Consider the following 12565-nt stretch of genomic DNA (forward strand, 5'->3'; position numbering starts at 1 on the left):
CAGAAAAACAAAACCCGCGGAATCACTTCCGCGGGTTTCTTTATGAGCCGTGTTCAAATTCTCATGAATGCGCCAGCACCGCCAGGAGCAGCAAGGCCACGATATTGGTGATCTTGATCGCCGGATTGACCGCCGGGCCAGCCGTATCCTTGTAGGGATCGCCCACGGTATCGCCGGTGACAGAAGCCTTGTGCGCTTCGGAGCCCTTCAGGTGCTTTATCCCGTCGGCATCGACGAACCCGTCCTCGAAGCTTTTCTTGGCATTGTCCCATGCGCCGCCGCCCGACGTCATCGAAATTGCCACGAAAAGGCCGTTGACGATGACGCCGAGAAGCGATGCGCCAAGTGCGGCGAAGGCGGACGCCTTGGAACCGGAAATCAACAGCACGCCGAAATAGACCACGATCGGCGCAAGCACCGGCAGCAGCGACGGAATGATCATTTCCCGGATGGCAGCCTTGGTCAGGAGATCGACCGCCCGGGCATAATCAGGCCGGTCCTTGCCGGTCATGATCCCGGGCTTTTCGCGGAACTGGCGGCGAACCTCCTGCACCACGGCCGCGCCTGCTCTTCCCACCGCCGTCATGGCCATGCCGCCGAAGAGATAAGGGATCATGCCGCCGAAGATCAGTCCGGCCACCACATAGGGGTTGGAGAGATCGAACGAAACAGGGCCCATGTCGGCGAAATATGGATATGTCGCACCATTGGCGGCGAAATAGGCCAGATCGTTGGAATAGGCCGCGAAAAGCACCAGCGCGCCCAGCCCGGCCGAGCCAATGGCATAGCCCTTGGTAACGGCCTTGGTGGTATTGCCGACGGCATCGAGCGCGTCAGTCGACTTGCGCACTTCCGGATCGAGACCCGCCATCTCCGCGATGCCGCCCGCATTGTCGGTCACGGGGCCGAAGGCGTCGAGCGCGACGATCATGCCGGCGATACCCAGCATGGCGGTCACGGCGATGCCGGTCCCGAACAGGCCGGCAAGCTGATAGGTGGAGATGATGCCGCCGATGATGACCAGGGCGGGAAGCGCCGTGGATTCGAGCGACACGGCCAGCCCCTGGATGACGTTGGTGCCATGGCCGGTCACCGATGCCTGGGCGATCGAGTTGACCGGGCGCTTGTTGGTCCCGGTGTAATATTCGGTGATGACGACGATCAATCCAGTTACTACAAGGCCGATCAGCCCGCATATGAAGAGATTGGCGCCGGTGATCGCCATACCCGCCACCGTTCCGATCTCGCCCCAGCCGATGGTGAACGACGTGGCGAGCGCCAGGCCGACGATCGACAGAAGGCCTGTCAAGATCAGACCCTTGTAAAGAGCGCCCATGATCGAGCCATTGGCGCCAAGCTTGACGAAGAACGTGCCGGCGATGGATGTGATGATGCAGGCGCCGCAGATCGCCAGGGGGTAGACCATGATCGTCGCAAGCGAAGCGCTGCCGCCGAAGAAGATCGCCGCGAGCACCATGGTGGCGACGACGGTTACGGCATAGGTTTCAAACAGATCTGCTGCCATGCCCGCGCAATCGCCGACATTGTCGCCGACATTGTCGGCGATCGTGGCCGGGTTGCGAGGATCATCCTCGGGAATGCCCGCCTCGACCTTGCCGACGAGATCGCCGCCGACATCCGCGCCCTTGGTAAAGATGCCGCCGCCGAGACGCGCGAAGATCGAGATGAGCGAGGCGCCGAAGCCAAGCGAAACCAGCGCATCGATGACGGTGCGGTCGGCCGGCGCATGGCCAAGCCATTCGGTCAGAACGAGATAATAGACAGAGACGCCCAGAAGCGCCAGGCCGGCAACCAGAAGACCGGTGATGGCGCCGGATTTGAACGCGATTTCCAGCCCGTCCGCCAGACTGCGGGACGCGGCCTGGGCAGTTCGGACATTGGCGCGCACCGAGACATGCATGCCGATGAAGCCGGTCAGCCCCGACAGAACAGCGCCTATGAGAAAGCCGATGGCCGCCGTAGACGACAGAAGAAGCCAGACGGCGATGAAGACGACGACGCCTACGAGGGCGATAGTCGTATATTGCCGGGTAAGATAGGCCTGCGCACCCTCACGGATGGCGCCTGCGATTTCCTGCATGCGAGCATTGCCCTGATCGGCTGAAAGCACCGATCGCGTTGCCCAGACCGCATAGAGGACCGCAAGCAAACCGCAGGCAATGACGAGAAGAAGAACTGCCATGCCAACTCCCATTTATTTTGGCCCAAAGCTCCTCCCTGGGCCTATGTTTCAGTACAGCATGAAGATACCCCCTCCGCCGCACGGTGGAGAGGATGCGAAACAGCGTCGCAAACGTCAAGATATAGTTATTGGGCGAAGATGACCGGCCGATATGCGCTTGCTGCTGCCAGCAATCACTCCGCAGGAAGCGAGATCTGACGTCTCTCATAAGCGAAGAGCGCCAGCAATGCCAAAAGGCAGGCACCGGCCACGGGGAAGACAATCCAGTTCAGCGCATCCCAGCCGAATGCCGTCAACGTCTTGCCCGACATCAGGGAGGCGAAGGCTACCGTTCCGAACAGCAGGAAGTCGTGCAATCCCTCGACCTTTCCCTTTTCCGAGCGGCGGTAGGTATCCGTCACCATCGTTGTCGCGCCGATGAAGCCGAAGTTCCAGCCGATGCCGAGCAGGATCAGCGCCAGCCAGAAATTCCACAGCTCCAGGCCGGACAGAGCGACCGCGGCGCAGGCGAGCAGCAGGAGGAGCCCGGTTGCGACGATCGTCTCCTTGCCGAAGCGGGCGATGAGGCGTCCTGTGAAGAAACTCGGTCCGAACATGGCGAGGACATGCCACTGGATGCCGAGCGTGGCCTCGTCGGCCGAAAACCCGCAGCCGACCATGGCAAGCGGCGCACCGGTCATGACGAAGCTCATCAGGGCGTAAGAGACGATGGCGCAGAGCAGCGCCACGACAAAGCGAGGCTGGGAGATAATGGCACGAAGCGGCCGCGCCGGCAGGGTATCGTCCTCCACCGCCGCCGTGACGTGATTTTTCAGGCGCAGCAGGGAAAGGATTCCCATGCCCAGCACGCCCATGACGGCGACCGCCAGGAACGAGCCCGCAAACATGATCGGGGTGAAAAGCTCGCGCGTATAGATCACCGCGGTCGGGCCGATGATGGCGGCGAAGACGCCCCCCGTCAGCACCCAGGAGATCGCCTTGGGCTTGAAGGAAAGCGGCGCGTTGTCGGTTGCCGCGAAGCGATATTGCTGGACGAAGGCGCTTCCGGCGCCGATCAGCAGAAGACCGGCCGCAAACAGCCAGAAATTGCTGTCAAACAGCGCAAACGCGGCAACGAGACCGCCAAGCGCGGTAATGCCGGCTCCGGACATGAAACCGTTGCGCCGGCCGACAAGCCGCATGAGGGCTGCGGCGGGAAGCATGGCGAGCGCCGTACCGAGAGTGAAACCGGTCACGGGAGCGGTTGCCAGCGATTTGTCGAGGTCCAGGAGATAATAGCCCGCGAGCCCACCCATGGAGATCGCGATGGGCGGGGCGCTGCCGACAATGGACTGCGCCGCCGCCAGGATGAGGGCGGTTCGTTTCGCTTCGGCTAGCGCCGCCCCGCTCACGCGCCCTTCGCGCCGCGGCTCTCGCCGCGAATTTTGAAGGCGAGACGGTCGAGGACGGCATTCACCAGCTTGGGCTCATCCTCAGTGTAGAAAGCCTTGGCGATATCGACATATTCCGAAACGATGACGGCAGTCGGAACGTCCTTGCGGTCCTTCAACTCCCAGCTACCCGCACGCAGGATGGCACGCAGCGTCGAATCCAGCCGCGACAGCGGCCAGTCCTCGGTCAGCGCTTCGCGGATCATGGGATCGAGCGTCAGCTGGTCGGCCACAACCCCGGACAAGATGGCGCGAAACCATTGCGGGTCGGCTTCGAGATATTGCGCGCCATCGACCTCCTTGCCGAGACGGAAGGATTCATATTCGGCGACGACTTCGAGCACGCCGGTTCCGGCGACGTCCATCTGATAGAGCGCCTGTACGGCTGCCAGGCGGGCAGCGCCGCGCTTGTTGGCCGGGCGGGGGGCGTCAGAGGGCCGTCCTTCAATAGAAGAAGCCATCGGTCAGGCTCCCAGTTTCTTGCGCAGATCGATCATCGTCAGCGCGGTGCGGGCGGCGAAACCACCCTTGTCCTTGTCCTCTCGCCGGGCCCGGACCCAAGCCTGCTCCTCGTTCTCGACAGTCAGGATGCCGTTGCCGATGGCAAGGCCCTCCTCGATGGCGAGATCCATCAGGGCACGGGAGGATTCATGGGCCACGATGTCGAAATGATAGGTTTCGCCGCGAATGACGCAGCCGAGGGCGACATAGCCGTCATACTCGGCCCCACCTCCCCCGGCGCCATCGAGTGAGAAGGAAATGACGGCAGGTACCTCCAGCGCACCGGGCACGGTCACCACATCGTAGGTCGCGCCGGCCTCGTCGAGTACCAGCTTGGCGCCGTTGAGGAGCGCGTCGGCGAGGTCGTCGTAAAATCGCGCCTCGACAATAAGCAGATGCGGCGCGCGCGCCTTTTTCTTGGCCATTAAAAGCTCCATGACAGGTATGCGGACCGCCTTGCAGTCGACGCTGAAAGCTGGCGGAAAATCGAAGGCCGCCGTTCGGCAATGGCTCTAAAGCAGGATGCCATCAATTTCAATCATGCATCCGGCCCCAGTCTTCTTTTAACCGCATGATCGCATCCGAAAAGCCTGCAGCCGGTTGTTGGCGCTGAGCTTCGGTTCGGGATGATGCCCAGGATTTTGCTTATCGCATGATCTTATCCGAAAAGTCTGCAACTTTTCGGGATCATGCCTGTTTCGGATATTGCACAAGCCGCGCAGCGTATCGCGCGAGCTGATCGATCTCGATATTCACGCGATCGCCCTCCTTGCGCATACCCCAAGTGGTGACTTCCAGCGAATGGCGGATCAAAAGCACGTCGAATTCATTGCCATCGACACCATTGACGGTCAGCGAGGTCCCATCCAGGGCGACGGAGCCTTTCTGCGCGATGAAGGGAGCCAATGCGTCCGGCGCGCGCAGCCTGAAGCGGACGGCGTCGCCCTCCTGCCTGCGCTCGACGATCTCCGCCTGCCCATCGACATGGCCCGAGACCAGATGCCCGCCCATTTCGTCGCCGAGCTTCAGGGACCGTTCGAGATTGATGGGCGTTCCCGTTTTCCACCCACCGATCGTAGTCAGGCGCAGCGCCTCTTCCCATGCCTCGACTTCGAACCATTTGGTGTTGGAGCCTTTTTCGGGAAGCCCCACAACGGTCAGGCAGACGCCGGAGCACGAAATCGACGCGCCGAGCTCGATCGTGTCAGGGTCGTAGTCCGTCTCGACCCGCAGCAGGATGCCTTCATTCAGCGGCTTGATCCGATCGACCTTGCCGACATCCGTAATGATACCTGTGAACATCAGGGCTTCCTCATGAATTCGGTGAAACGATCGGCGCTGAAATGCGCTTCGCGGGACGGTCTGAAACCGCCGATATGGGAGTGAACATCGGGCATGGCAAGCCCCTGCTCCGTACCGATCGCATCGGCACTTTCGAAAAGCGCAATGCGATCGACCAGCCCCTCGCCCAGGAAATATTCAGCGGTTTTCGCGCCGCCCTCTACCATGACGGTCGCGATGCCCTGCGCGGCCAGATCCTCCAGCAACTCCGGCAGGGCGATGCGGCCATTGATGCTCTCCGTCGCCAGGATACGGCAACCGGCATCGATCAGCGCCTGCTTCTTGCGGGGATCGGCGTCGGCGCCGCAGGCGATCCACAGGGGAACGGCGGATGCGGAGAGCACCAGCGCGGAGGAAAGCGGCAGGCGCAGATCGCTGTCGAGCACGATACGGATCGGCGAGCGGTGTTCAAGCCCCGGCAGGCGGCAGGTCAGCATCGGATCGTCGGCCAACGCCGTGCCGATCCCGACAAGGATTGCATCGGCTTCGGCCCGCATCAGATGCACCTGCGCCCGCGACACCGGACCGGTGATCGGCACCTGTCCTTCGCCCTTGCGGCCGATCATGCCGTCAGCGGAAACCGCAAGCTTCAGAGTCACTTCCGGGCGCTTCCTGCACGAACGAATCAAGTAACCCGCCATCAGGTCGGCGGCCTTTTCGGCCAGAACGCCTTCGACCACCTCAATGCCGGCCTCGCGCAATATGGCGTATCCCTTTCCGGAAACCCGGTCATCCGGGTCAGTCGCGGCGGCGACGACACGCGCCACGCCCGCCGTGACCAGCGCATGGGCGCAGGGCGGCGTGCGGCCGTGATGAGCGCAGGGCTCCAGCGTCACATAGGCCGTAGCGCCCCTCGCCTTTTCGCCCGCCTCGGCAATCGCCTGAGGTTCGGCATGCGGTCTGCCGCCGATCGCCGTGACGCCGCGCCCGACGATGACAGGCCCGTCGCCATCGTCGCGCACGATCAGCGTGGCAACCGACGGATTCGTGCCGGTCAGGCCGAGATGCCTGCGGGAAAAGCGGATGGCGGCGGCCATGAACCGCAGATCGTCTGCGCTGATTGCTGAGGAAGCCCCCGGCATTGACTGATCCGACATGGGTTTAATCGTCCGCGAAACCGTCGGGCAGCTTGTCCCTGACGGTCAATTCGTCGATGACATTGTGGAAATCGCTCGCCTCGCGGAAATTGCGGTATACGGAAGCAAAGCGGATATAGGCGATGTCATCGATGCCTTTCAGCGCATCCATGACAAGGCGGCCGATCTCCTCGGACTCCACCTCCGCCTCGCCGGAGCTCTCCAGTTGGCGGACAATGCCCGAGATAGCGCGCTCGACGCGTTCGGGATCGACCTGGCGCTTGCGCAGCGCCACCTCGACCGAGCGCATCAGCTTGTCGCGGTCGAAGGGAACGCGACGGCCGCTCTTCTTGGCCACCAGCAATTCGCGCAACTGAACGCGCTCAAATGTGGTGAAGCGCCCGCCGCAAACCGAGCAGACCCTGCGCCTGCGGATCACCGCCCCGTCTTCCGCGGGGCGGGAATCCTTCACCTGTGTGTCTTCCGATTGGCAATATGGGCAACGCATGAACTTCTTCCGCCGTGATTCTTGATGGCAGATTAGGTCATATCAGCCCCATATGGGAACTGATCAGTTCCCATATGCACTGCCGCGTATCAGCCGAGGTAGGGATAGAGCGGGAAGCGAGAGGTGAGCGCCACGACCTTGTCCTTCACGGCCTTCTCCACGGCGGCATTACCCTCGTCTGAATTGGCCACCTTCAGCCCGTCGAGCACTTCCGAAATCAGATTGCCGATCTCCTGGAACTCGGCGATGCCGAAGCCGCGCGTCGTGCCGGCGGGCGTGCCGAGGCGGACGCCTGACGTGACGAAAGGCTTTTCCGGATCGAAGGGAATGCCGTTCTTGTTGCAGGTGATGTTGGCGCGGCCAAGGGCGGCTTCCGCCCGCTTGCCGGTGGCGTTCTTCGGGCGCAAATCGACCAGCATGAGATGGTTGTCCGTGCCGCCGGAGACAATGTCGAGGCCGTTCTGCTTCAGGACTTCAGCCAGAGCGCGGGCGTTTTCCACGACATTACGGGCATAGGTCTTGAATTCCGGGCGAAGCGCCTCGCCGAAGGCCACAGCCTTTGCCGCGATGACATGCATCAGCGGACCGCCCTGGAGGCCTGGGAATACGGCTGAATTGATCTTCTTGGCGATCTCGGCATCATTGGCGAGGATCATGCCGCCGCGCGGGCCGCGCAGCGATTTGTGGGTGGTCGTTGTGACCACATGGGCATGAGGGACCGGCGAAGGATGGACGCCGCCGGCGACGAGACCGGCGATATGCGCCATGTCGACCATGAGATATGCGCCGACCGAATCGGCGATCTGGCGGAAGCGCTGCCAGTCCCAGAAACGGGAATAGGCCGTGCCGCCGGCGATGATGAGCTTCGGCTTGTGCTCGTTGGCGAGGCGCTCGACCTCGTCCATGTCGAGCAGATTGTCATCTTTACGCACGCCGTAGGAAACGACGTTGAACCATTTGCCCGACATGTTGACCGGGGAACCGTGCGTCAGATGGCCGCCGGAATTCAAATCGAGGCCCATGAAGGTGTCGCCCGGCTGCAGCAGGGCCAGGAACACGGCCTGATTCATCTGGCTGCCGGAGTTCGGCTGCACGTTGACGAATTCCGCGCCGAACAGCTTCTTGGCCCGCTCGATGGCCAGTTCCTCTGCCACATCGACGAACTGGCAGCCGCCATAATAGCGCTTGCCCGGGTAGCCTTCGGCATATTTGTTGGTCATTACCGAGCCCTGCGCCTCGAGAACGGCGCGGGAAACGATGTTTTCCGAAGCGATCAGCTCGATCTCATGCCGCTGGCGGCCAAGTTCGTTACGGATCGCGCCGAACAGTTCGACATCGGTTTCCTCAAGGCTGGCGTTGAAGAATGTTTCCGAAAATGCCTGCGCTGAGGCAGCGTTCGCCTGCGACATGGTAGCTATCCCTCCGGGTTGCCGGTCAAAAGGTCGATGCCGGTCAAAGGTCAAAGTATGACGGCGCATTATCATATTTCGCTGACCAAGGCCAATGGCCGGGTCGCGAAAAGCAATGGTTGAAAACCGTCATAAACGAAAAAAAGGCCGCCCCATGGCGACCCTTTCATTCACATGTGCGCGCGTGACGCTCAGGTATTGGTGCCCAACGCCAGTTCGGAGGCGCCGTCGCGCTGGTAAATGTCGTCGCGGAAATGCACGACGCCATCGCCGGTCGACCAGGCCGTGACATAGATGAAATGCACCGGAACCGGATCGGCAACCTGGATCGGGGTGTTGACGCCCGACTTGATCGTCGCCTCGATCGTCTGGCGATCCCAGCCAGGCGTGTTCTTCAACAGCCAGACATCGAGATCGCGCACGTTCTGGACGCGGACGCAACCGGAGGAGTCGAAGCGCATGAGGTTGTTGAACAGGGTCTTCTGCGGCGTATCGTGCATATAGACCGCATGGGAATTATGGAAATTGATCTTGGTCGAGGACATGGCGTTGATCTTGCCCGGATCCTGACGGAACATCAGGTTCACGGCCTCATCAGTGCTCCAGTCGATCATTTCCGGCGCAACTTCCTGGCCCTGCCCATTATAGAGGCGGATCTTGTTGCGCGTGAGATAGGTCGGATCCTTGCGCATCAGCGGAATGATGTCCTTCTGGATGATCGACTTCGGCGCGGTCCAGTAGGGATTGAGGATAACCTCATGAATCTTGGAAACGAGGATGGGGGTCTGCCGGTCGATCTTGCCGACAACCGCAGTGTGGCGCTGCATGACCCGCCCATTCTCCGCCGCTTCGATCTGCGCGGCGGGGATATTGACCATGACGAAGCGCGGCTCGGCAACATTGTTGGCGAGTTCGCTGAGACGCTGCAAATTCGTCTGGAGCTGGCCAAGCCGGACATCGGCGCTGACATTCATCGCCGCATAGCTGAACTGGCCCATCACGCCATCGGCCGGGAGGCCATGTCGGCTCTGGAAGCGCTTGACCGCCGCATCGACATAGGTATCGAACGCGTTGGAAAGTCCCGCGCTTTCAGAAAGATCGCCTGCGATCATCAACCGCTTGCGCAGGACGGATACTGCCGGATCGACCACGCCGAGCTGAAGCTTCGCGTTACCCGGAACCTGCGGCCAGCCACCTTGACCAACGATATTGCTGTAATATCCGATGGCGTTCTGCACATAAGAAACCGTGGCCGGGCTCATGATCGGCTGGTTCGACGCCACCTTTTCGGCACCCGAGGCGCGGGCGTCGAACTGATCGTCCCAATTGCCGCGCCGCGGCGCAGCCAGAACGTCATTGATGATAGGCTGGGCGAAGGCGTGGGTGGCGAATACCGATAATCCGGCGGTTGCCGCGCCCCGCAGGAACAGGCGGCGATCCAATTTGGAAGATTCGAGATTCTTCCGCAGATTCTTCATCGGCGATTTCCCTGAATTGCTCATCGTGTGCAAAGTTCTCCAAGCCGTCGGTCAGGACGGAATATGGCCGCAAAATACCAAGGGTAACGTTAATAATTGGCAACTGCTTACCGGCGTTCCTCTCCAGGCCATTTGTGGCCAGGAACGCATTGGCGCAGGAACTGTTCCCCTTGGAAACTGGCGCGGAAACTTCCGCGTTCCTCTTCTTCGCATATGCCCGCGTTTATGGCTTAATCATGTCGCAACATGCGCTGAAAAGACCAAAGCGGCTCGATGAAAGCAAAAAGCCCGGCGAGCATGCCGGACTTTTGTGCGCGTGACATTTCTGCAACGTCTGCGGGCTATACCGAGGCGCCGTCCTAAGGATCCCGGCATGGGCCGAAACGATCACATCCGATAGGCGATCGTGTCGTTCCAGAAGCGGTCGAGGCGCTGCAGCGACTTGTTCATGTTCTGGAACTCTTCGGCGCGAATACCGCCGACCTGCTCGATCGAGGAGATGTGGCGCTCATAGAGACCGGCAACCAGTTCCGCCACCTCGGAGCCCTTGGGGGTCAGGCTGACGCGCACCGAACGACGGTCGATGCGGGAGCGCTGGTGATGGATGAAGCCCATGTCGACAAGCTTCTTCAGGTTGTAGGAGACGTTCGAGCCGAGATAATAGCCGCGGCTGCGCAGTTCGCCGGCCGTCAGTTCGGCATTGCCGATATTGAACAGCAACAGCGCCTGAACGGCATTGATATCGCTTCGACCATTGCGGTCGAACTCGTCCTTGACCACGTCGAGCAGACGGCGGTGCAGGCGCTCCACAAGCTGCAATGCTTCGAGATAAAGCGTGCGGAGAGCGGTTTCTTCTTTGGGCAGGCGCGCTTCGGCGCCCGTCTTGCGCTGGGTGTTGTTCATTGCCTTTAGCCTCTCTGTTGTGTCGGTGTTTTTTTCTCACCGTTGAGAGGGACAATATCCGGCACGCATAAAATTCGAATTAAAACACAGACTTAACAGTAGCTTACCAAAGAAGAAGCAATTCTAGGCTTAACAATCGCTTACTTCATTGCTTCGCCCCGCCCATCGCCCGGGAAATCAGCTCTTTCGACGCTGGCGCTTCTGAAAGAAGATCACCACGCGGAAGGCGATATAGAGAAGCAGGATCAGGACATTGGTAATGCCGACCATTGGATTGCCGGAAAAGATGCGTTCGAAAACCGTATACATCGACGTCTCGATCGCAGCCGCGACAAACCAGATCACGGGGCCCCATGGCGCCCGCATCCAAAGGCCCGTTGCCGCCACGGGAAAAAGCACCGCCAGCGAAACCGCCGCCGTCTGCCATTGCCACGGCATCAGATCGAAACGCCAGAGCAGGCCCTGATGCAGGCCGATCAGTCTTATCCAGTAGGCGACACCCAGCGCGAGGCAATAGATTGCCAGAAGCCGCACGAACCAGATGAAAGCCAATTCGGCAAGTGACGGCTCGATGCGCTGACGCAACTGCTCTTCCATCATGGCAGCGTCAATTCCCCTTTTGGGTCCCCTTGTGGGTTCCCTTGCGGGAGCGGCGCGAAATAAGCGTCGATATCACCGGGCGCGATTTCCTCATGCCGCGCCGGCTTCCATTGCGGCGTGCTGCCTTTGTCGATCAGCGCGACGCGCACGCCCTCGTAGAAATCATGGCCTTCAAGCATGCGGTTGAGAATGCGGTATTCCATTCTCATGCAATCATCCATTTTGAGCGCCCTGCCCTCGGCGATCTGCCGGAACGTGACGTGAAGGCTGGTTGGCGACCGGCTTTCCAGAATGGCCAGGATGTCTTGCGCTGTTTCGCTGCCGGCTTGAGCCTTTTTTGAAAGGGCTGCAATACAGGCTTCAAGCGTCAGCTCGCAAAAGCTTTGCGCGATCAGTTCTCTCGTCTGTGCGCCTGTCTCGAAATCCGGCCCGGGCATATCTGCCATATTGGCGAAAGTCGCCTCGACATCGCCCGTATCGACGAGCCTGGAGCGGATGCGCTGAATCTCCGCCGCGGGAATGGCGTGGGTGGCGATACCGCTGCCCAGGCAGTCGCCCTGGCGTATCCTGTTGCCGGTCAGGGCGAGATAGGCGCCGAAATGACCGGGGAGATGCGGCAGGAAGGCGCTGCCGCCGACATCAGGAAAAAAACCTATTCCAACCTCTGGCATCGCGAAAAGGGTGTTTTCCGTCACGACGCGATGCGATCCGTGCACGGAGATACCGGCGCCGCCGCCCATGACGATGCCATCGAGAAAGGCGATATAAGGCTTGGAATAGCGGTCGATATGGGCATTGAGCCGGTATTCGTCGGAGAAGAATTCATAAGGCGGACTGCCGTTGCGGCCGGCATTAAAGGCAGCAACCACATCTCCCCCGGCACAGAAGGCCCTTCCCTCGCCCTCGACGATGACGCAGGCCACCTGCGGATCGGCTTCCCATGCGATGAGCGCACGCCTGAGCGCTTTTATCATGCCGTGCGTCAGCGCGTTGAGCGAGGCCGGTCGCGTCAGGCGGACGAGCCCCGCATATCCCCGCCGCTCGAATGCTATCTCGCCTTGTCCGCCAAAATCCACTTCCACGTCCGACTCCCGTTTAAAGAAAGGGGTAGAAAGG

The 12565-nt window shown here is 60.9% G+C and carries 13 protein-coding genes; 1 reads left to right on the plus strand and 12 read right to left on the minus strand.

Annotated features, from left to right (window positions below; all coding sequences use genetic code 11):
- Positions 1 to 61: 61 nt before the first annotated feature.
- From DUT91_RS12355 to DUT91_RS12395, 9 genes are all read right to left on the minus strand, one after another.
- Positions 62 to 2215, minus strand: a complete 2154-nt coding sequence (locus tag DUT91_RS12355) for a sodium-translocating pyrophosphatase (protein ID WP_114440728.1) — start codon at positions 2213 to 2215, stop codon at positions 62 to 64.
- A gap of 161 nt (positions 2216 to 2376) precedes the next feature.
- Positions 2377 to 3594, minus strand: coding sequence for an MFS transporter (locus tag DUT91_RS12360; RefSeq protein ID WP_114440729.1), 1218 nt, complete (start codon positions 3592 to 3594; stop codon positions 2377 to 2379).
- The gene (gene nusB / locus DUT91_RS12365; protein ID WP_114440730.1) at positions 3591 to 4094 is read right to left on the minus strand and encodes a transcription antitermination factor NusB; all 504 of its coding nucleotides are present in this window, start codon (positions 4092 to 4094) and stop codon (positions 3591 to 3593) included. The genes DUT91_RS12360 and nusB overlap by 4 nt, the downstream gene beginning before the upstream one ends.
- A 3-nt stretch (positions 4095 to 4097) precedes the next feature.
- Entirely contained in the window at positions 4098 to 4559 is a 462-nt protein-coding gene (locus DUT91_RS12370; protein ID WP_114440731.1) for a 6,7-dimethyl-8-ribityllumazine synthase, read from the minus strand.
- 262 nt (positions 4560 to 4821) lie between these two features.
- Positions 4822 to 5436 carry a riboflavin synthase gene (locus DUT91_RS12375; RefSeq protein ID WP_114440732.1) on the minus strand — a complete coding sequence of 205 codons (615 nt, stop codon included), beginning with the start codon at positions 5434 to 5436 and terminating at the stop codon, positions 4822 to 4824.
- A complete protein-coding gene (gene ribD, locus DUT91_RS12380) occupies positions 5436 to 6557 on the minus strand; it encodes a bifunctional diaminohydroxyphosphoribosylaminopyrimidine deaminase/5-amino-6-(5-phosphoribosylamino)uracil reductase RibD (RefSeq protein WP_425373794.1) in 1122 nt (373 codons plus the stop codon). Before ribD ends, DUT91_RS12375 begins: the two co-directional genes overlap by 1 nt.
- A gap of 19 nt (positions 6558 to 6576) precedes the next feature.
- A complete protein-coding gene (nrdR, locus tag DUT91_RS12385; protein WP_114440734.1) occupies positions 6577 to 7059 on the minus strand; it encodes a transcriptional regulator NrdR in 483 nt (160 codons plus the stop codon).
- 89 nt (positions 7060 to 7148) lie between these two features.
- The gene (glyA, locus tag DUT91_RS12390; RefSeq protein ID WP_114440735.1) at positions 7149 to 8468 is read right to left on the minus strand and encodes a serine hydroxymethyltransferase; all 1320 of its coding nucleotides are present in this window, start codon (positions 8466 to 8468) and stop codon (positions 7149 to 7151) included.
- A 191-nt stretch (positions 8469 to 8659) separates the two neighbouring features.
- On the minus strand, positions 8660 to 9946 hold the full coding sequence (locus DUT91_RS12395; protein ID WP_114440736.1) for a L,D-transpeptidase family protein: 1287 nt from the start codon (positions 9944 to 9946) through the stop codon (positions 8660 to 8662).
- Between the two features lie 149 nt (positions 9947 to 10095).
- Here DUT91_RS12395 and DUT91_RS25785 point away from each other — a divergent pair, with 149 nt between their 5' ends.
- The gene (locus DUT91_RS25785; RefSeq protein ID WP_160113642.1) at positions 10096 to 10266 is read left to right on the plus strand and encodes a hypothetical protein; all 171 of its coding nucleotides are present in this window, start codon (positions 10096 to 10098) and stop codon (positions 10264 to 10266) included.
- A gap of 67 nt (positions 10267 to 10333) precedes the next feature.
- Here DUT91_RS25785 and ldtR read toward each other — a convergent pair whose 3' ends face one another.
- From ldtR to DUT91_RS12410, 3 genes are all read right to left on the minus strand, one after another.
- Complete coding sequence (gene ldtR, locus DUT91_RS12400; RefSeq protein WP_114440737.1) at positions 10334 to 10849, minus strand: transcriptional regulator LdtR; 516 nt, start codon at positions 10847 to 10849, stop codon at positions 10334 to 10336.
- Positions 10850 to 11026: 177 nt separating this feature from the next.
- The gene (locus tag DUT91_RS12405; protein ID WP_114440738.1) at positions 11027 to 11449 is read right to left on the minus strand and encodes a DUF6163 family protein; all 423 of its coding nucleotides are present in this window, start codon (positions 11447 to 11449) and stop codon (positions 11027 to 11029) included.
- A complete protein-coding gene (locus DUT91_RS12410) occupies positions 11446 to 12531 on the minus strand; it encodes an enoyl-CoA hydratase/isomerase family protein (RefSeq protein WP_114440739.1) in 1086 nt (361 codons plus the stop codon). Before DUT91_RS12410 ends, DUT91_RS12405 begins: the two co-directional genes overlap by 4 nt.
- Between the last annotated feature and the right edge of the window lie 34 nt (positions 12532 to 12565).

Source organism: Paramesorhizobium salinisoli (assembly GCF_003335045.1).
GTDB lineage: Bacteria > Pseudomonadota > Alphaproteobacteria > Rhizobiales > Rhizobiaceae > Paramesorhizobium > Paramesorhizobium salinisoli.

Coding starts and splice junctions, on each gene's coding strand:
- DUT91_RS12355 (WP_114440728.1), bottom strand. CDS start 2,215: ATGGGAGTTGGCATGGCAGTTCTTCTTCTCGTCATTGCCTGCGGTTTG.
- nusB (WP_114440730.1), bottom strand. CDS start 4,094: ATGGCTTCTTCTATTGAAGGACGGCCCTCTGACGCCCCCCGCCCGGCC.
- DUT91_RS12370 (WP_114440731.1), bottom strand. CDS start 4,559: ATGGCCAAGAAAAAGGCGCGCGCGCCGCATCTGCTTATTGTCGAGGCG.
- DUT91_RS12375 (WP_114440732.1), bottom strand. CDS start 5,436: ATGTTCACAGGTATCATTACGGATGTCGGCAAGGTCGATCGGATCAAG.
- ribD (WP_425373794.1), bottom strand. CDS start 6,557: ATGCCGGGGGCTTCCTCAGCAATCAGCGCAGACGATCTGCGGTTCATG.
- nrdR (WP_114440734.1), bottom strand. CDS start 7,059: ATGCGTTGCCCATATTGCCAATCGGAAGACACACAGGTGAAGGATTCC.
- glyA (WP_114440735.1), bottom strand. CDS start 8,468: ATGTCGCAGGCGAACGCTGCCTCAGCGCAGGCATTTTCGGAAACATTC.
- DUT91_RS12395 (WP_114440736.1), bottom strand. CDS start 9,946: ATGAAGAATCTGCGGAAGAATCTCGAATCTTCCAAATTGGATCGCCGC.
- ldtR (WP_114440737.1), bottom strand. CDS start 10,849: ATGAACAACACCCAGCGCAAGACGGGCGCCGAAGCGCGCCTGCCCAAA.
- DUT91_RS12405 (WP_114440738.1), bottom strand. CDS start 11,449: ATGATGGAAGAGCAGTTGCGTCAGCGCATCGAGCCGTCACTTGCCGAA.